Here is an 18,246-nt window from a genome sequence, read left to right as displayed (position 1 = left end):
CCCTTCTTCTTCTGCGACTTACACGCCCTTGGGCGTGACACTGGCTGCGCGCTAGTCGCGGCCACCCGCTCAAGGGTCCGATCGACACAGACGCAACCGACAGCAGAAGAAACCCCGTCCATGACCATGCTCCGCGACCCCTCGGTCAAGTATAGCGCCTTCCCGCAGGTTCCGCTCACGAACCGCGAATGGCCCTCCCGCGTCACCACCAAGGCGCCGATCTGGCTCTCCACCGACCTTCGCGACGGCAACCAGTCGCTCATCGACCCGATGGACGCCGAGAAAAAGACGCGCTTCTTCGACCTGCTGGTGAAAGCCGGCTTCAAGGAGATCGAGGTCGGCTTCCCCGCCAGCGGCGCGACCGACTTCGACTATATCCAGAACCTCGTGCGCAGCGGCCGCATCCCGGAGGGCGTCACCCCGCAGGTGCTCACCCAAAGCCGCGCCGACCTCATCCGCACCAGCTTCGACAGCCTCGCGGGCGCAAAGACCGCGATCGTCCACGTCTACAACGCCGTCGCCCCCGCCTGGCGCAAGATCGTCTTCGGCATGGACAAGGCCGACATCAAGGCGATCGCGATCGAGGGCGCGAAGCAGCTGCGCGACAATGCCGCGCGCCTGCCCGGCACCGACTGGCGCTTCCAGTACAGCCCCGAATGCTTCTCGACCACCGAGCTCGATTTCAGCCTCGAATGCTGCGAGGCGGTGATGGAGATACTCCAGCCCACCACCGCCAACCCGATCATCCTCAACCTCCCCGCGACGGTCGAGGCCTCGACCGCGAACATCTACGCCGACCAGATCGAATATTTCGGCAAGAACCTGCCCAACCGCGACGCCGCGATCCTGAGCCTGCACACCCACAACGACCGCGGCACCGGCGTCGCGGCGGCCGAACTCGGCCTGCTCGCGGGCGCCGACCGCGTCGAGGGCTGCCTGTTCGGCAATGGCGAGCGCACCGGCAACACCTGCCTCGTCACCATCGCGCTCAACCTCTACACGCAGGGCGTCGATCCCGAACTCGACTTCTCGAACATCGACGAGGTCATCGGGGTGGTCGAATATTGCAACAACCTGCCCGTCCACCCGCGCCACCCCTATGGCGGCGAGCTCGTCTACACGGCGTTCTCGGGCAGCCATCAGGATGCGATCAAGAAGGGCTTCGCCGCGCGCGAGCGCCAGAACGACGAGCGCTGGGAAGTCCCCTATCTGCCCATCGACCCCGCCGACCTCGGCCGCAGCTACGAAGCGGTGATCCGCGTCAACAGCCAGTCGGGCAAGGGCGGCGTCGCCTGGGTGCTCGAACAGGACAAGGGCCTCAAGCTCCCCAAGAAGATGCAGGCGAGCTTCAGCCACATCGTCCAGGCGCTGGCCGATCAGACGAGCCGCGAACTCGGCGCCGAGGATATCTGGCAGGCGTTCGAGGGCCAGTATCTGGCGACGTCGGGCAAGCGCTTCCAGCTCGTCGACTGGCACGAAACCCACTCGGGCGCCGACCGCATCTTCGCCGGCAAGCTCACCATCGACGGCACCCCCCGCAGCGTCAGCGGCCGCGGCAACGGCCTGATGTCGAGCGTCATCGCTGCGCTTGCCGAGTCAGGCGGCCCGATCATGGACATCGTCGATTACAGCGAGCACGCGATCGGCCAGGGCAGCGGCGTGCAGGCGGCGGCGTATGTGGAGTGCCGCACCGCCGACGGGAAGAGCTTGTTTGGGTGCGGGCTGGACACCGACGTCGCGACGGCTAGCGTGCGGGCGATCTTGTCGGCGGCGAATGGGGCTTAGATTGACGCCTAACTGCTTTTACGCAGCCATATAGCCCTTCAAATAGGCCTTGGTTTGGAGCTCGTTAGAGAAGGTTCGCATAAGCCCAATTGTATCATCAGGCAGGCTGTCAATCTCTTCAACACCGACCAACGTATCCTCGCCGTGCGCGATCGAATTTCTTCTCTTCAACAAGACCACATCAATAAATGTTGACTTCTCTTCAAATAAACTTCCATTTATGCCACAAACATGACATAATTCTAATAAAACTTCGTAGTTTAAATTAGATCTTGTATTAATAAGATCGTCATTTATCTTAGAAAATCTATCGTTTCCAGAATCGAGGATAAGATCAATAAGTTCACTTCGATCAAAGATGCCTTTTTGTGCTAGAGATCCCAACCTAGGCAAAAAATGATTCTTCAAAAATTGCCTATCCAATGCTGAAAACTGAAATTTTCTCAAAGTGATGTGTTGCATGAATTTTTGAGCAGAAAATTTTACATGCCCCTCCCAGTGAGCATAACAAATCGTAACCAGCGCCCTCAGCAGCGAATTCTTAGCTGTCGCGTCCGCACGATGAACTGCGGCCTTTAGATCGCTAATCTCTCGAACTCGCCAAGCCACATCTTGGCTCAACTGGCTAGCTAGATCGTCTTCCGTATACGGCTTAGTCACGGAGCAAACCAACTCGCCCCAAATGGCACCGTGCGTTGCACTCTAGTGGTACCACGCATGCCGGGTGACGTGAAGGTTGCGACATCTGGTTGCTGCCAAAAGCTGCGCACTCGGTCTTTTACAAATCCCGCTGGATCGGGAAGGGCCAATATCGCATCTATATTCTTACCCACTCCAACAGCTATTCCTTCAATTGCTACCAACCCGATCCTCCCGACGTGGCGACCGTTATCGTAACGCCGCAAGGCATCCTCACCCACAGCTTCTGACAGGAGCTCAAAAGTTTTCCTTAACACGCCTGCGTCTCTCTGGGATTCGCCCACCCTTGCTAATTCTATCGCGCCTTCATCGATATATTCCTCCACATCGAGCCGTCCGTCATAGGGAATATAAGAATGAACTAAAAATCTCATCGCGAGCTCTAAGTGCCTCTGCTTTTGCTCCTGCTCTTCAGAAACGCCTACCATACGCTTGAAGAGCGGCAATTCAGCAACTTCTCTAACGGCTCGGAAGTAATCGGCATCAACCATCAAAACGATAGAGTTCCTAATCTCTTGAGCATTCGCTACAGTCCCACCGGAATTGAGCCTTTGAAAAAGGTCAAACTTGGTCGCTTCATCGCTAGGACGTTTCAGAATCTCGACACCTATTCGTGCGCGACGGATCGCCAGTTGCTCTGTCCGCTCCAACGGCATTTGCTGCTCGGCCGGCAAGCCGACAACTAGGTCGGATCTTTCCCAAACCGCATTGTGAAGAGCAGGCAAGTAACGAGTTGATTCAAGGAACGAAGGAGGAAGCAATCCTCGATCGGGATCACGAAGCTTTCCCATGAATTCTAGAATCGTTGACAAACGTTGAAGTCCATCCACGAGTTCCCACTTTCCGTCTTCTTTCTCAAAGACGAATATCGAGGGAAGAGGTATTCCTAATAGAAGAGATTCAATTAATTTAGATTTTTGACCAGGTTCCCAGCGGAACAGGCGCTGGAATTCCGGGTCTATTATCAAGTCACCTTCTTCGTAAAGGCTGACCAGTTCCCCGATCGACATTTGATAAGCATCGGTACGGACACTTCGCTGAGCTACAGCAATTTCGTCAGAAATCTGGGCCACAGAATTCCCTTTAGAAAAGTTTTCAAGGCGACAAATTCCTACAGCGGGGCAAAAAGTGCAAGAGCATTTGCATTGAGGCAAGCAATCAAATTTTCCCTTTCCTAAAAAACACCCATATGGTTCATTCTGTCGGTTTCACCTAACCGAAGGAGCGAATCAATGGAAGACTTCGACCACGACCCCACGCAAATCCCCACCCCCGCCAGCTACCACTGGACCCCGCGGCTCCAGCGCGAGTTCCTCGAGCATGTCGCCGTCACCGGATCGGTGCGCATCGCGTGCGACCGTGTCGGCATGTCGCCCACCGCCGCCTATCAGCTGAAGCAGCGGCCCGCGGGCGCAGCGTTCCGGCTCGGCTGGGCGGCGGCGGTGCTGATCGCGCGCGGGCGGATCGCCGACGAGCTGCTCGACCGCGCCATCTATGGCCATGAGGAGACGACCATCGTCTATCGCGAGGAAGAGCGCAGCCTCTATAAGCGCCGCCGCATCGACAGCCGCCTCGGCCTCGCGATGCTCGCGCGGCTCGACCGCATGGTCGAAACCCGTGCGCGCGCCGGCGAGGAAATGCTGGCGCAGGTCATCGCCGGCGACTGGCCGGGCTTCCTGTCGCTCTTCGACGTTGCAGAAGCCGCACGCGCCGTCCTTGCGGACACGCATGCCGCCGACGACACCGGCGCCGACCGCCCCGAAAGCGCCCCGCAACCCGGCATGGCCGCCGCGCTGGCGCTCTGGCTCGCCGCCCGCGACAATCGCGCTAACCCCCTCGCTTCGCTGTGGCAGGACACCCCGATCGCGAATGAAGTTGCGCAGTTTTCCGCCGATCCCGACCGCGCGCCGCTCCCCGATCCGACCCCCGAGGAAGAGGCCGAGGCGATGACCGTCTGGCACGACGAGGAAAAGGACGAGCTGCGCACCAACTTCCCGCCGCCGGGCGACTTTCTCGGCGACGAGGAAGGTCAGTTCGGCGACCCCGATTACGAACGCACCCTCGATCCCGACGAGATCGAGGCCTATGAGGACGCCTATAACCAGGAACTCGCTCCCCTCCGCGCCGCCGGCGAAGCCGCCCGCCGCGCCTTCTTCGGCTTTCCCGAACCCGCGAACGACCGTGAGGGCGGGCATGAAAACGTCGCGTCCAAAGCCGCGAAGACGCGGAAGGGGTGAGGCGTGGAGAGCCGTTTTCGGGCGGAAGTGGCCGTTCGCAGGGTTATGCTCTCTCCCCTTGAGGGGAGAGATACGCAGGCTTGGCAGCCTGCTGCCTAGCCGGAGTTGAGAGGGGTTTCCGACCGCCAGCGTCCAAGCACCCCTCTCCAAGCTTCGCTCAAGGGGAGAGGGCTTTACGGCAGCTTTCCACCCCAAAACCGCCATCCGAAATGCGCGCCAGCCTCTTCGCGCCTTCGCGTCTTCGCGCGAACCAGATCGAAGCCCACCGCATGCCGGATCGAACGAGAGTCCAAAGCCGCGCCGCCGCCACCGGAGAAGCCATGACGAACGCCCACGCCGACGCCCTTACAATCCGCCCCCCGCGCCCCCATATCATTCGTATCGCGGCACACGTCATCCGTAGGCCGCCGCGACTGAGAGACCGACGTGCGCTCCCGCTTACCGACAGGAGCCGTCCCATGGACCAGCCGCCCGCCAAACCCGCCGCCACCCGCCGCACCAACAGCCATTTCCGCAAGCGCGGCACCCCGCTTCCCCCCGCCGACGCCCGGCGCCAGGGCGACATCAGCCAGCTCGCCTATCTCCAGATGGGCGGGCGCGATCCCGCCATCGCCTTTCTGAACAGCGATCATCCCGCACTCGGCGGGCGGCCGCTCGACATCGCCACCGCCAGCGCCGAAGGTTATGTCCGCGTCGCCGGGATCATCCGCGCCTCGGCCGTCCCGGCTGGCGCCGCATGAGCCGCGCGATGAACGTCACGCTCGACGAAGCCGGCGTCACCGACATGTGCCGCACCGCCGGCATCGTGATCAGCGCGATCGAACCGCTGCCGAACGGCGGCACGCGCCTCGTCTGCGTCTCGCCGGACGACGCCGAACTGATGCGCGGCAAGCTCAAGAAACATCTCATCGAGGGCACGGTAGCGCGCCACCGCTTCTATCGCGCCCCGGGCCCGCCGGGCAGCTATTGACGACAAAGCAAGATTGACGCGGGCGGCGCGGACGCGTCATGGCAAGCCGATGTTCACCCACCGCCGCGCCGCCCCCGCCGACCTCGATGCGCTGCGCGCCGTGATGGCGCTCGCCATCGCCGAGTTGCAAAAAGACTTTCTCAACCCCGAGCAGATCGCCGCGAGCCACGCCGTCATGGGCCTCGATACCCAGCTCATCGCCGACGGCACCTATTTCATCGTCGAGGATGCGGGCGGCACCATCGCGGGATGCGGCGGCTGGTCGCACCGCGCGACGCTCTACGGCGGCGACCACAGCAAGGACCTCCGCGACCCCGCCGCGCTCGACCCCGCGGTCGATGCCGCGCGCATCCGCGCCATGTACACCCACCCCGCCTTCGCCCGCCGCGGCGTCGGGCGGCTGGTGATGCAGCTCTGCGAAGACGCCGCCCGCGCCGCCGGTTTCGCCCGCGCCGAAATGATGGCAACGCTGTCGGGCGAGCCGCTCTACCGCGCCTGCGGCTACACCCCGATCGAGCGCGTCGAAGCCCCCGGCCCCGGCGGGGTGAGCGTCCCGCTGATCAGGATGGGGAAATTGCTTCGGGCGGAAACAAATCAAGGTATGGACCAAGTTGACAAAGCATCGCTCAAGTCATCTTTCGGCCCGATATTGAAAGATATTTGACTCATGCCCCGGAAGGAAGACAATAATATAATAATGATTCCGGGATGACTTAGGCCAGCGGCACCGGAACCGAGGGTGGGAGAATGGGCGATGAACAAGGGTGCGCGGCGCGCGGCACAGGAGGAGTTTGCCCGGGAGAAGGCCCGGCGCGCGGTGTCGAGCCAGCGCCCCTCGGTGCCGATGGATGCACCGGCGCTGACCCGCCACCTGCTGTTTCGTATCCCCGGCAGCCGCAATCCACGCTGGCGCCCGCACAATACCAACCGTCAGGACATCTGGGCGGCGCTGCTGTTCCGCATGAACCGGACGATATCGGCCTGCCGCGCCGCGTTCGGCGGTACCGAGGATCGCCTGTTCTGGATCAAGCTGATCCACGGCGAGACGCCGGCCGCCAATCAGGAATATGCCAGCGAAAGCTCGACCTTCCTGCTGACGCCCGAAGCAGGCGCAGCCTACCGGGTCCGGCTGCGCGTCGCGGTCTATCTGGAGACGCTGGCTTTCACCTTCATCGTCGATCAGATGGAGGCGGGTTGCGAACCCCGTCGAAAGATCGACGCCGCGCTGGCCGCGACCGCCGGCGACGGGCAGATCGCTGCCATCGGAGACATTTTCGACCGCGGCTGCGGCATGCCCTTTCCCGACATCAGCCGACTGATGTCCGAAGAAATATCCTATGATGCCGACGCAATGCGCTCGGCCATCGGCACCATCGGCCGCGACAAGGCGCGGTTGTTCCGTGACTCGACGATCGGTTTCGGCGGCCAGGTACCTATGTTCGAGCGGGCGGTCGCCGAATTTCACGGACTAGTTCTGCCGGCCGCGGCCGCCGCCAAATTCTCCAGCGTCGACAGCCTGCATCAAGCGCCCGCGCCCGAGCAGGGACTGACCAAAATGACGCAGAGATTCACCGATACCCATGCGGGTTTCATCCGCAATTTCATCGGCGCCCGCTGGCACCATGGCGGCGACGGCGGAGACACCGACGAATTCGCGGCCGAAGCGGTGGTGTGCGGCATGCTCAGCGGCCGCGCGCTCTATGCCTCCCCGATTTCGATGAAATTCGATCAGCGCAGCCAGGTCAATTATCTCGTCGCCTATGACGGTACGTCAGAGGCACAGCTCGGCCGCTTTATCCACCGCCTGCATGTGATGGGCGAGCTTCGTCTGTCGGCGCTGATGGACTTCGACGGCAAGCGGCGCAACGACGAGCTCGAGATGGAAATCCGCGACAAATATGCGGTGCCGCTTGGCGAAGACACGCCGCCGGAGTTGCTCAAAAAATATCAGCGCGTCCGCAATCTGGTGCAGGCGGGGCAGGAAATCCGCCGGATCGGCGAGGAACTGAACCAGCTTGAGGCAAAGATGAAATCCTTGGGCGCGGTCCGCGGCGGGACAGCGGGCGCCGATGATTTCGTGCGGCAGTTCGATGGCCTGCTCGACATCTCGCTGGACTATTCGGCGATCAACGCCTGCGCTAGCGGCGGCCTCGTCTTCCGCGTCGAACGATCGCGCTATTATGCCGATGCCTATGACCGGCGGATGCCCGACCTCAGAATCCGGCGCATCGAGGGCTGGCAGCCCTATGACGAATTCGCACGCCGTTATGTCTTCCAGCTGTTCGAACAGATTGCCGGTTTCGGCATCCGCTATGGCGCGCTCGGCCGGCGAATCGACCGCTTCCATTCGTGGCGCCACACAGCGGAGATCATGCTCCAGGCGGCGACATCGGTCGAACAGACGGGCGAGGTCAAGCGGGCGACCGAAGCATCGGTCCGGCAGGGCGACGACACGAGAAAACTGCTCGAACGTGCCGAAGACATCGGCATCGTCGCGGCGCTCTATTATGGCTATGGCCTGCTCAAATCGCAGCCCGCACCCTATGAATGGATGCACATGATCGGCGGCGGGATCGCTATCGCCTTCCTCTTTCTCTACCTTGCCGACACGTTGTTGTTACGCCGATCGATCCGGCATCGGGTGATCGACGGCTTCCACGCGATAGCCCGCAGGATCGCGCCCCGGCGGGCGCCGTCGGTCGAAGGCCCGAAAGCAGTCGCCGCGCCGCCGCCGCTGGACGAGGACGACTAACTGCGCCCTGCGTTCAAATCGGCGGCCGCCACTAACAGCGCTTTCAGCGCGCCCTCGTCGATGCCGTCGCCCGCGCCGATATCGATCGCGCGCCGCGCATTGCCGTCGAGGCTGGAATTGAACAGCCGCTTGGGGTCGTCCAGCGCCGCCCCCTTGGCAAAGGTCAGCTTGACCTTGTCCTTGTACGTCTCGCCGGTGCAGACGATCTTGCCGCCCGCATACCAGGTCGGCACCCCGCGCCACTTCCATTCCTCGACGACGTCGGGGATCGCCACCTTGATCAGCGCGCGCGCCTTGGCCAGCACGTCGCCGCGCCAGTCGCCGAGCTCGGCGATACGGCCGTCGATCCGTTCGGAGGGGCTCTTCTCGCTCATTTCGCCTTGTCCTTTGCATGGGATATCCAGCCGGGGATCGCGGCCGCCTGCCGGATCCAGCTCACCAGCAATTCCTCGTCGATCGCCTCATCCTCATGGATATGGAAATAGCGCGCATCGGGGTCCTTCGATCCGACCGGCGGCACAGGGTCGAGCTGCCGACCGCGGAACCAGGTGATCTTGATGTACTTGTTGAAGCAGTGGAAACAGAGGAACCACCCCTGCCCCGGCACGCCATAGAAGGGCGAGTTCCAGCGCACCGCCTTCTCGACCTCGGGCACCGTGGCGACGATTAGCGCGTCGAGCTTCTTGCCCGCCGCGCTCTTCCACCCCGGCATCGCCGCGATATACTCCTGCACCGGCCGGTCGCCGTCGCCCTTGGCGATCTGCGGATTGCCGCCCGACAGCAGCACGACCTCCTTATTGCCCGCCATCGATCGGCTCCCGCTAGTCTTTACCGGCCTCTGGCGAAAACCATATCGACAGCCGCGCGAAAGGCCAAGCCGCCCTCACCGGGTTTCACATCGCATCGCCCGCGCCAGCAGCCATTCGCGCTCGCGGTCGTTGCGCGCGAGCGTCGCGGCCGTCTCGAACGCCGCCTTCGCCTCGCCCAGCCGCCCGGCGCGGAACAGGAAATCGCCGCGAGCGGCGGGCAGTGGGGCATAGTTGCGCAGCAGCGCCTCGTCCGCGATTGCATCGACCAGCTCCAGCCCCGCCTCGGGGCCGAATGCCATGCTGTGCGCGACCGCGCGGTTCAGTTCGACCACCGGCGACGGCATGACCTGCCCCAGCCGGTCGTAGAGCCCGGCGATCCGTGCCCAGTCGGTATCCTCGGCGCGCCGCGCCCGCGCATGGCACGCCGCCAGCGCCGCCTGCAGCGCATAGGGCCCGTCGGCACCGCCCAGCGCCTCGGCCCGCTCCAGCGCCTTCAGCCCGCGGCGGATCAGCAGCTGGTCCCAGCGCGCCCGGTTCTGTTCGGTCAGCGGCACGAAGCGCCCGTCGGGCCCGGCGCGCGCGACCAGCCGCGACGCCTGGATCTCCATCAGCGCCAGCAGCCCCAGCACCTCGGGCTCGTCCGGCATCAGCCCCGCCAGAATGCGCCCCAGCCGCTGCGCCTCGGCGCAGAGCGGCGGGCGCACCAGCGACGGCCCCGCGGTCGCGGCATAGCCCTCGTTGAAGATGAGATACACGACCTCGAGCACCGACGCGCGCCGCGCCGCCAGCTCGGCGCCGCGCGGCACCTCGAACGCGACGCCCGCCTTGGCGATCGCCTTCTTGGCACGCGTGATCCGCGCCGCGATCGCGGGCTCGTTCGACAGGAAGGCGCGCGCAATCTCCTCGACCGTCAGCCCGCCGACCAGCCGCAGCGTCAGCGCGGCGCGCGCTTCGGGCGCGATCACCGGGTGACAGGCGGCGAAGATCAGCCCGAGCAGTTCGTCGCCCAGTTCGTCGTCGATCGCAGCCTCGATCGCCGCGACGCTGTCGTCGGCTTCGTCCATGTCGCGTGCCAGTTCGTCATGCTTGCGGCTCGCCATCGCGCTGCGCCGAAAGCCGTCGATCGCGCGCCGCTTCGCCGCCGCCATCAGCCAGGCGCGGGGATTGTCGGGGACGCCCATCCGCGGCCAGTCGGTCAGCGCAGTGAGCAGCGCCTCCTGCGCCAGTTCCTCGGCGCGGTCGACGTCGCGCGTCATCCGCGCGAGGCCGGCGATCAGCCGCGCGCGCTCGATCCGGTACACCGCCTCGATCGCGCGGTGGGTGTGCTCTGCGGCCGATTCCGCCATGCCGGCCTTCTCGGCGAAAGCGCCGGGAGAGGCAAGCATGGCGGCGGCGCGCGGCGCTTATTCGCCGGCGAGCTTGTCGCGCAGCATCTGGTCGTGCGCCAGGATCTCGGGGGTCACCGCATCGCCGAAATCCTCCATCTCGTAGAAGGGGCGGATTTCGAGTTCGCTCGGCCCCGGCATCGGGTTCGGACAGCGCTTCGCCCAGGCGACCGCCTCGTCCATGTCCTTGACTTCCCAGACCCAGTAACCCGCGACCAACTCGCGCGTCTCTGCGAAGGGACCGTCGATCACCGACCGGTTCGGGCCGTCGAACGCGATGCGCTTGCCGTGCGACGAGGGCTTCAGCCCGTCGCCGTCGACCATCACGCCGGCGTTGACGAGTTCCTCGTTGAACTTGCCCATCGCCTCGAACATCTCGGTCATCTCGTCGGTCGGCGGCAGGCCCTTTTCGCTGTCCTCGGTCGCCTTGACGAAAACCATCACACGCATCGTATTCCTCCTCAAAATCGAAAGCCGGCATCGGCCTCCTGTCCAGACGACGAACGGCGCGCGCTCGAATCGACAGGCCTTGCGATTTTTTTTCATCTTTTTTCGGATCGCGCCATAATCTCGCGGGTCGATGGAGAAAAAAATGCGTCATATCGGGCGCTTGCCGCGGATCGGCGCGCTCATGGTAAACCGCGCTTAATCCTGTCCGGCCGCGGCCGTTAAACGTCGCATGACCACTTTCGCATCTTCCTCTGGTGAGCCGGTCGGGCGGCTTCTTGGCTGGCTGGGGCTTCGACAATCCCGGGCCGGCGAGGCTTCGCAGCAGGATGCGACCGAACCCGGCGGGGTGCGCGACCTCGCGCGGCTCGCGCGCCGCGACCTGATCGAGGCGATCGGCACCTTCCTGCTCGACAACGGCCTCGACGTCACGCCGCCCAATCTGCTGCTCGCGCACAGCGCCTTTTCGGGCAACAACCCACGCCTCGCGCGCCAGATCACCGCGCGCACCGGCAATGGCGGCGTCACCCAAGCCTGGCTCGACGAGCTGACCGAGGAAGTCGCCGGCAGCTCGGCGCAGGCCGAGCTCGAACGGCTGATGGCACGGCTCGAGACCAATCTCGACGCCTTCCAGGCGCAGAGCAAATCCGCGCACAAGCACGCCGCCGATTACGGCAGCGAGCTCGAACAGCATGTCACCGACCTCGAGCAGCTCCAGAAAACCGGCCAGATCGTCTCGAACCTCGCGGACCTCGCCAAGACGATGCTCGAACGCACGCGCAAGGCCGAGGACGAGATGCGCAAGAGCGAGGAGGAAGCGAAGTCGCTCCGCCGCAGCCTCGAACGCGCCAAGCGCGATGCCGAGATCGACTATCTCACCGGCCTGCCCAACCGCCGCGCGTTCGAGGAACTGCTCGAACGCCAGTATCGCGACGCGCAGGCGGCGATGGAACCGCTCAGCGTCGCCTTCTGCGACATCGACAATTTCAAGGCGATCAACGACGCGCACGGCCACGAGGCCGGCGACCGCGTACTGAAAGCCATCGCCGATACGCTGTCGCAGATCAGCGACGACCAATGCCATGTCGCGCGCCACGGCGGCGAGGAATTCGTCATGCTCTTCCGCGGCAAGAATCCCGCCGCCGCCGCCGAACGGCTCGACCAGGCGCGCGAGCATCTCGCCGCGCGCCGCCTGATCAACCGCAAGACCGACGAGCCCTTCGGCCAGATCACCTTCTCGGGCGGGGTCGCCGACATCTTCGGCTTCGGCGACGCGCGCGCGGCGCTCAAGGCTGCCGACGACGCGCTCTACCGCGCCAAGCAGAACGGCCGCAACCGGGTCGAAATCGCCGGCGCGGAGTAGGGCCGCCTATCCCGCCGGATGTTCGACGAACGTCGCCCGGTCGGGATAGAAGGCAAGGTGCCCCGCGATCGCGGCCACCGCGTCATAAGGCGCCTCATAGGTCCAAACCGCATTCGCCCCCGCCGCGCCCAGCGCCGGCAGGTCGAAATAGCCCGCCTCGCCCTTATACGGGCAATAGCTGCTATGGCTCGACGCCTGCAGCTGCGCCATGTCGACGTCGGCGCGGGGGATATAGAGCACTACGGGATAGCTCGCTTCGCGCAGAGCGACCGCCGCTTTCGTATCGGCGATCACTCGGTCGCCGATCCTTACTTCGACCCGCCCCGGGTGCGGTGCGATCGTGGTCGGGTGGCCCGCGTCGGGGATCAGCATCCTGCGTTCGGTCATGACGGTGCTCCTTCGCCGCCAAGATGGGAACCCGAACCGCGCTTCGCCAGTAGTGGCGATGGACAGCCCGTCCCCACTCCCCCTATGCAGGCCCCATGGACTCCACCAAAGCGAAGCTCGTCATCCGCAACTCCGCCCCCCGCGACGCCGCCGCGATCGCGCGCCTCACCGCCAAGGTCTATGGCCGCGGCGAAGGCTATTCGGCGGCGCAGATCCGCGGCCAGATCAACAATTTCCCCGAAGGCCAGTTCGTCGCCGAATATGAAGGCACGATCGTCGGCCTCTGCGCAACATTGATCGTGCCGCAGGAGGAGGTTTTCACCGACCATCGCTGGTCGGCGATCAGCGGCGGCGGCTTCGGCACCAGCCACGACCCCGACGGCGACATCCTCTATGGCATGGAGGTGTGCGTCGACCCCGATTACCGCCGCCTGCGTATCGGCCAGCGTTTTTACCGCAAGCGCCAGGAGCTCTGCCAATCCTGGGAGCTGAAGGGCATCGCCTTCGGCGGCCGCATGCCGGGCTATGCCCGCCGCCGCCGCAAATATCCCGACCCGCAGGATTATCTTGACGCCGTCGTCGAAAAGCAGCTGCGAGATCCCGTCATCAACTTCCAGATCGCGCAGGGCTTCGAGGCGCGCCGCGTGCTTCACCACTATGATCGCCGCGACCTCGACAGCGGCGGCCATGCGGTGCTGATGTACTGGGAAAACCCGCTCGAGCCGCAGGATGCCGCGAACCCCAAGGCGCGTGGCGCGGTCCCCGACCGCCTGCCCGCCTCGGTGCGCGTCGCGACCGTGCAGTTTCAGATGCGCGGCATCGCCAAGATCGAGGAGTTCGAGGAACAGGTCGAATATTTCGTCGACGTCGCCGCCGACTACAAGGCAGACTTTGTCGTCTTTCCCGAACTTTACACGCTGGAATTGCTGTCGATCGAAAAGAAGAAGCTGGAGCCCCAACAGGCGATCGAGAAGATCGCCGATTACACCGACCGCTATGTCGCCTTCATGGAAAAGCTCGCGGTGGGCTATAATATCAACATCATCGGCGGCTCGCACCCGACGCGCATGCCCAATGGCGACATCCGCAACATCGCCTATGTCTTCCTGCGCGACGGATCGGTGCATACGCAGCAGAAATTGCACCCCACCCCATCCGAGCGACGCTGGTGGAACATCAAGGGCGGCCACGGCGCCGATGCGATCAACACCGACTGCGGGCCGATCGGGGTGATGATCTGCTACGACAGCGAATTCCCCGAACTCGCGCGCCACCTCGTCAACCAGGGCGCGATGATGCTCTTCGTTCCCTTCTGCACCGACGAGCGCCGCGGCTATCTCCGCGTCCGCTATTGCTGCCATGCGCGCGCGGTCGAGAATCAATGCTATGTCATCACCTCGGGCGTCGTCGGCAATCTGCCCAACGTCGAGAATATGGACATTCATTATGCGGAGAGCGCGATCCTGACCCCGTCGGACTTCGCCTTCGCGCGCGACGGCGTCGCCGCCGACACCGCGCCCAATACCGAAACGATCGCCATCGCCGATTTGAGCCTCGCCGACCTGCTCACCAGCCGCCAGAGCGGCGCGGTCCAGAACCTCCGCGACCGCCGCTTCGACCTCTATCGGGTGGACTGGAAGGACGCGCAGGCGCCGGGCATCGGGTCGCGCTGATGATAAACGCCAATCTCCACACCGACCGCCCGACCTTCGTCACCCATCTCGAATGTTCGCTGACCGGCGAGACCTATGCGGCCGACCAACTCCACGGCCTCTCCGCCGCCGGCCGGCCCTTGCTGGTCCGCTACGACCTCCCCGCCGCCGGCGCCGCGCTCAGCCGCGACGCGCTCGAGGCGCGGCCCACGGACCTCTGGCGCTGGCGCGAGCTGCTGCCTGTGCGCCGCACCGCCAGCATCGTCTCGCTCGGCGAGATCGAGACCCCGCTCGTCCCCATCCCGCGCTCGGGCGGCGCCCAAGTTCTGGTCAAGGACGAGGGGCGCCTGCCCACGGGGTCGTTCAAGGCGCGCGGTCTCGTCATGGCGGTGGCGATGGCGCGCGAACTCGACGTCGCGCGCATCGCGATGCCGACCAACGGCAACGCTGGCGCCGCACTCGCCGCCTATGCCTCGCGCTGCGGGATCGAGGCCATCGTCCTCGCGCCCGAGGAAACCCCCGAGATCAACGTCCGCGAGATCGCTGCGCAGGGCGCGCGCGTCTGGCGCGTCAACGGCCAGATTGACGATTGCGGCGCGATCGTCGCGCGCGGCGCCGCCGAGGGGCGCTGGTTCGATTTCTCGACGCTCAAGGAGCCTTACCGGATCGAGGGCAAGAAGACGATGGGGCTCGAACTCGCGGCGCAGTTCGGCTGGGAACTGCCCGACGCGATCTTCTACCCCACCGGCGGCGGCACCGGCCTCATCGGCATGTGGAAGGCCTTCGACGAACTCGAAGCGCTCGGCTGGATAGGCCCGAAGCGCCCGCGCATGTACGCCGTGCAGGCCTCGGGCTGCGCCCCGATCGTCCGCGCCTTTGAGGCGGGCGAGGAGCATGCCGAACGATGGGAGGATGCCGCGACCGTCGCCGCGGGCATTCGCGTGCCGCGCGCGGTCGGCGACTTCCTGATCCTCCGCGCCGTGCGCGCTTCGGGCGGCCGTGCGCTCGCGGTCGGCGACCCCGCGATCCTCGCCGCGGTCGATGCCGCCGCGCGCAAGGACGGCCTGCTGCTCTGTCCCGAAGGCGGCGCTACGCTCGCCGCTTATCATCAGGCGGTGAAGGACGGCTTCGTCGATCCCGACGAGCGCACCGTCCTGTTCAACTGCGCGACCGGGCTCAAATATCCGATGCCCGAGGCGCCGCAGTGGCTCGATCGGCACGGCGAAATCGACCTTTCGCGACTCTGACCCGCTGGCGATTTCGATAATCGCGCCCCCTTGCCACACCTTCCGTTTACGTTAAGGTCAGTTGCAAACAGCAACCGGAGAGTGTGATTCCATGGCCCTTCCCCCGATCTTCGACCGCCTGCGCTTGCCCGTCATCGGCTCGCCCCTGTTCATCGTCTCGGGCCCCGAACTCGTCATCGCGCAGTGCAAGGCGGGCGTCGTCGGCAGCTTCCCCGCGCTCAACGCCCGCCCGCAGAGCCTGCTCGACGAATGGCTGCACCAGATCACCGAGGAGCTGGCCGCCTGGGACCGCGACAATCCCGAACGCCTCTCGGCGCCTTATGCGGTCAACCAGATCGTCCACAAGTCGAACGACCGGCTCGAGGCCGACATCGCGACCTGCGCCAAATGGAAGGTGCCGATCACCATCACCTCGCTCGGGGCGCGCGAGGAGCTCAATCAGGCGGTGCATGGCTGGGGCGGAATCACGCTGCACGACGTCATCGACGACCGCTTCGCGCGCAAGGCGGTCGAAAAGGGCGCCGACGGCCTGATCCCCGTCGCCGCGGGCGCGGGCGGCCATGCCGGCGTCCAGTCGCCCTTCGCGCTGGTGCAGGAAATCCGCGAATGGTTCGACGGCCCCATCGCGCTGTCGGGCGCGATCGGCCACGGCCGTTCGATCCTCGCCGCGCAGGCCTGCGGCGCCGACCTCGCCTATATCGGCAGCGCCTTCATCGCCACCGAGGAAGCCAATGCCGATCCGGGCTACAAGAACGGCATCGTCGAGGGCCGCGCCGCCGACATCGTCTATTCGAACCTCTTCACCGGCGTCCACGGCAACTACCTCCGCGGCTCGATCGTCAACGCCGGCATGGACCCCGACAACCTCCCCGAAGGCGACCTCAAGACGATGAACTTCGGCTCGGGCGGCAACACCAAGGTCAAGGCGTGGAAGGACATCTGGGGCTCGGGCCAGGGCATCAGCCCCGTGCGCGGCGTGCTGCCGGTCGCGGCGTTCGTCGCGCAGCTCGAGGAGCAATATCTGGCGGCCCGGCGCGAGCTGGAGGCGAAGGTGCGGCTGTAGTTCTGGGATAGGTCGGCTTTGGGTTCGATTTAAGACCTCAAACCCCTCCTCGTCAGAGGAGGGGTTAGGAATGCCCCCTCCCGCCCGAAACCCGGCACCCGCTACTCCCCGAACAACCGCTCGATCGCCGCATCTAGATAGGGCCGGTCGGCGAACAGCCGCATCGGGTCGCGGCGGTTGAGCCAGAAGGCCGCGCCGTGCCTGTCGGTCAGCGCACGGCGCAGCGTGTCCTGCAACAGCCGTAGCCGCATCGCCGCAACCCGCCGCGCGGCCGGAGGGTCGGCCGCGCCCGCCCCCGCATGCCATGCCCGGATCTGCTCGACCCGCGCGGCGACCACGTCGCTATACGCCTGGTGCGGCCCGCGGTGCAGCGCATGCCCCGACTGCCACGCCAGCCGCTCGTTCCCCGGCAGCACCAGCCCGTTGAGGTCGAAGCGGTGCAGCACGAAGCCCTCGCCGCAGAGATCGGCGAACATCGCCGCCATCTGCGGCCGTTGCAGAAGCGCGACCGGGATCAGATGGTGGCGCTGGTATCCGGCTTCGGCCGGTGCGGCGCCGGACCAGCGGCAACGGGGCGGACCGGGCGGATCGCCCCCGGCCATCAGCGATCGGCGCTGAACTCGACCAGCACCGTCGCCGGCCGCGCGCCGCTCGCGGGCTGCGGGGTCAGAGCGACCGTTTCGCCGCGCTCCAGCCCCGGCGCCTGCTGCGCCCGTGCCACCGCGCCGTTGAGCATCATGTCGAGCGCCAGCCGCGCCAGCCGCTTGACCATCGCCGCCATGTCCCATCCCGGCGGCACCGGCGCCTCCAGTTCCTGCCCGGCAAACGCCGCGAGCCCCCGCGTCCCGACACGCTCGCCCCCCGCGTCGTCGCGGCGGCGAAAGGCGACGAGGTGCAGCACCGGCGGCATGCCGCTTGCCTGCATCTCGGCGATCGCGCCGCGAAACTGCGGCGCGCCGGTCCACAGCCGCGCCGGCGACCAGAAAATCTGCGCCGCATCGAAGGCATCGATCAACAGCACGAGCAGCTTGAGATAATCGACCAGCGGCGGCGACGGCGCATCGGCGGCACCATCCGCCCCACCCAGCTCGACCACCCAGCAGCCCCCCTTGGTACGCCAGTCCCCAAGGAGACCGATCCCCAGGCTGCTCGTCGCCCGGTCCGCCGGGTCGGCGAAATCGAGCAGCGCGGCCGCCGCGCGATCGAGCGTCGCGGTCAGCGGTCCCAGCGCCAGCCGCAGCGGCAGTGCATCCGCGCCACAGACCTCGGGCTGCAGGCCCATGCGCCGCATCAGCGCCGCGACCGCATCGCCCGCCATCGCCGGTCCGGCGAGCAACGCAAAGGGCGTCCGCGTCGCCGCCGCCGGCTGCGCCATCGTTTCGCGGAGGGGACTATCCATGCTGCCGGCCGACCTTTTCCCAGGCGGCCAGCATCGCAAGACTGCCCGTCT

At 65.4% G+C, this 18,246-nt stretch carries 18 protein-coding genes and 1 pseudogene; 10 read left to right on the top strand and 9 right to left on the bottom strand.

The features are described 5' to 3' along the window. Nucleotides 1–120: 120 nt before the first annotated feature. The gene (leuA, locus tag BWQ93_RS01435) at nucleotides 121–1,785 is read left to right on the top strand and encodes a 2-isopropylmalate synthase (protein WP_077028966.1); all 1,665 of its coding nucleotides are present in this window, start codon (nucleotides 121–123) and stop codon (nucleotides 1,783–1,785) included. A gap of 18 nt (nucleotides 1,786–1,803) precedes the next feature. Here leuA and BWQ93_RS01430 read toward each other — a convergent pair whose 3' ends face one another. Beyond that, a complete protein-coding gene (locus tag BWQ93_RS01430; RefSeq protein WP_077028965.1) occupies nucleotides 1,804–2,445 on the bottom strand; it encodes an MAE_28990/MAE_18760 family HEPN-like nuclease in 642 nt (213 codons plus the stop codon). Next, nucleotides 2,442–3,557, bottom strand: a complete 1,116-nt coding sequence (locus tag BWQ93_RS01425; protein ID WP_198040446.1) for a DUF262 domain-containing protein — start codon at nucleotides 3,555–3,557, stop codon at nucleotides 2,442–2,444. Before BWQ93_RS01425 ends, BWQ93_RS01430 begins: the two co-directional genes overlap by 4 nt. 159 nt (nucleotides 3,558–3,716) lie before the next feature. Here BWQ93_RS01425 and BWQ93_RS01420 point away from each other — a divergent pair, with 159 nt between their 5' ends. The 5 genes from BWQ93_RS01420 to BWQ93_RS01400 all read left to right on the top strand — a co-directional run bounded on the left by BWQ93_RS01420 (nucleotide 3,717) and on the right by BWQ93_RS01400 (nucleotide 8,443). Then, nucleotides 3,717–4,721 carry a hypothetical protein gene (locus BWQ93_RS01420; protein WP_077028963.1) on the top strand — a complete coding sequence of 335 codons (1,005 nt, stop codon included), beginning with the start codon at nucleotides 3,717–3,719 and terminating at the stop codon, nucleotides 4,719–4,721. A gap of 458 nt (nucleotides 4,722–5,179) precedes the next feature. After that, complete coding sequence (locus BWQ93_RS01415; protein ID WP_077028962.1) at nucleotides 5,180–5,461, top strand: antitoxin Xre/MbcA/ParS toxin-binding domain-containing protein; 282 nt, start codon at nucleotides 5,180–5,182, stop codon at nucleotides 5,459–5,461. Next, complete coding sequence (locus BWQ93_RS01410; protein ID WP_077028961.1) at nucleotides 5,458–5,691, top strand: hypothetical protein; 234 nt, start codon at nucleotides 5,458–5,460, stop codon at nucleotides 5,689–5,691. The genes BWQ93_RS01415 and BWQ93_RS01410 overlap by 4 nt, the downstream gene beginning before the upstream one ends. Nucleotides 5,692–5,740: 49 nt before the next feature. Next, nucleotides 5,741–6,355 (top strand): GNAT family N-acetyltransferase, encoded by a 615-nt coding sequence (locus BWQ93_RS01405; RefSeq protein ID WP_083720484.1) that lies wholly within the window; start codon nucleotides 5,741–5,743, stop codon nucleotides 6,353–6,355. Between the two features lie 90 nt (nucleotides 6,356–6,445). Beyond that, complete coding sequence (locus BWQ93_RS01400; RefSeq protein ID WP_077028960.1) at nucleotides 6,446–8,443, top strand: hypothetical protein; 1,998 nt, start codon at nucleotides 6,446–6,448, stop codon at nucleotides 8,441–8,443. Here BWQ93_RS01400 and BWQ93_RS01395 read toward each other — a convergent pair. The 4 genes and pseudogenes from BWQ93_RS01395 to BWQ93_RS01380 all read right to left on the bottom strand — a co-directional run. Further along, complete coding sequence (locus BWQ93_RS01395) at nucleotides 8,440–8,817, bottom strand: DUF1801 domain-containing protein (RefSeq protein ID WP_077028959.1); 378 nt, start codon at nucleotides 8,815–8,817, stop codon at nucleotides 8,440–8,442. The two genes, BWQ93_RS01400 and BWQ93_RS01395, sit on opposite strands and share 4 nt — an antisense overlap. Next, nucleotides 8,814–9,251, bottom strand: coding sequence for a DUF1801 domain-containing protein (locus tag BWQ93_RS01390; RefSeq protein WP_077028958.1), 438 nt, complete (start codon nucleotides 9,249–9,251; stop codon nucleotides 8,814–8,816). Before BWQ93_RS01390 ends, BWQ93_RS01395 begins: the two co-directional genes overlap by 4 nt. A gap of 75 nt (nucleotides 9,252–9,326) precedes the next feature. Next, nucleotides 9,327–10,598, bottom strand: coding sequence for an RNA polymerase sigma factor (locus tag BWQ93_RS01385; RefSeq protein WP_077028957.1), 1,272 nt, complete (start codon nucleotides 10,596–10,598; stop codon nucleotides 9,327–9,329). Nucleotides 10,599–10,727: 129 nt separating this feature from the next. After that, nucleotides 10,728–11,087 (bottom strand): annotated as a pseudogene (locus BWQ93_RS01380) (YciI family protein); the annotation flags it as partial. Nucleotides 11,088–11,316: 229 nt separating this feature from the next. Here BWQ93_RS01380 and BWQ93_RS01375 point away from each other — a divergent pair. After that, complete coding sequence (locus tag BWQ93_RS01375) at nucleotides 11,317–12,447, top strand: GGDEF domain-containing protein (RefSeq protein ID WP_083720480.1); 1,131 nt, start codon at nucleotides 11,317–11,319, stop codon at nucleotides 12,445–12,447. A gap of 6 nt (nucleotides 12,448–12,453) precedes the next feature. Here BWQ93_RS01375 and BWQ93_RS01370 read toward each other — a convergent pair whose 3' ends face one another. After that, complete coding sequence (locus BWQ93_RS01370; protein WP_077028954.1) at nucleotides 12,454–12,834, bottom strand: DUF427 domain-containing protein; 381 nt, start codon at nucleotides 12,832–12,834, stop codon at nucleotides 12,454–12,456. Between the two features lie 95 nt (nucleotides 12,835–12,929). Here BWQ93_RS01370 and BWQ93_RS01365 point away from each other — a divergent pair, with 95 nt between their 5' ends. From BWQ93_RS01365 to BWQ93_RS01355, 3 genes are all read left to right on the top strand, one after another. Further along, a complete protein-coding gene (locus BWQ93_RS01365) occupies nucleotides 12,930–14,507 on the top strand; it encodes a bifunctional GNAT family N-acetyltransferase/carbon-nitrogen hydrolase family protein (RefSeq protein WP_077028953.1) in 1,578 nt (525 codons plus the stop codon). After that, nucleotides 14,507–15,733 (top strand): threonine synthase, encoded by a 1,227-nt coding sequence (locus BWQ93_RS01360; RefSeq protein ID WP_077028952.1) that lies wholly within the window; start codon nucleotides 14,507–14,509, stop codon nucleotides 15,731–15,733. The genes BWQ93_RS01365 and BWQ93_RS01360 overlap by 1 nt, the downstream gene beginning before the upstream one ends. 91 nt (nucleotides 15,734–15,824) lie before the next feature. Beyond that, complete coding sequence (locus tag BWQ93_RS01355; protein ID WP_077028951.1) at nucleotides 15,825–16,796, top strand: NAD(P)H-dependent flavin oxidoreductase; 972 nt, start codon at nucleotides 15,825–15,827, stop codon at nucleotides 16,794–16,796. Between the two features lie 101 nt (nucleotides 16,797–16,897). On the opposite strand, the gene BWQ93_RS01350 is transcribed toward BWQ93_RS01355, so the two are convergent. Beyond that, complete coding sequence (locus BWQ93_RS01350; RefSeq protein WP_077028950.1) at nucleotides 16,898–17,398, bottom strand: AHH domain-containing protein; 501 nt, start codon at nucleotides 17,396–17,398, stop codon at nucleotides 16,898–16,900. Beyond that, nucleotides 17,398–18,195, bottom strand: a complete 798-nt coding sequence (locus tag BWQ93_RS20590) for a hypothetical protein (RefSeq protein ID WP_156878080.1) — start codon at nucleotides 18,193–18,195, stop codon at nucleotides 17,398–17,400. The genes BWQ93_RS01350 and BWQ93_RS20590 overlap by 1 nt, the downstream gene beginning before the upstream one ends. Nucleotides 18,196–18,246: the final 51 nt, after the last annotated feature.

The organism is Sphingopyxis sp. QXT-31, assembly GCF_001984035.1.
GTDB lineage: Bacteria > Pseudomonadota > Alphaproteobacteria > Sphingomonadales > Sphingomonadaceae > Sphingopyxis.
The sequence above is the reverse complement of the archived record's forward strand: the minus strand, read 5'-3'. Positions and strand labels throughout refer to the sequence as shown.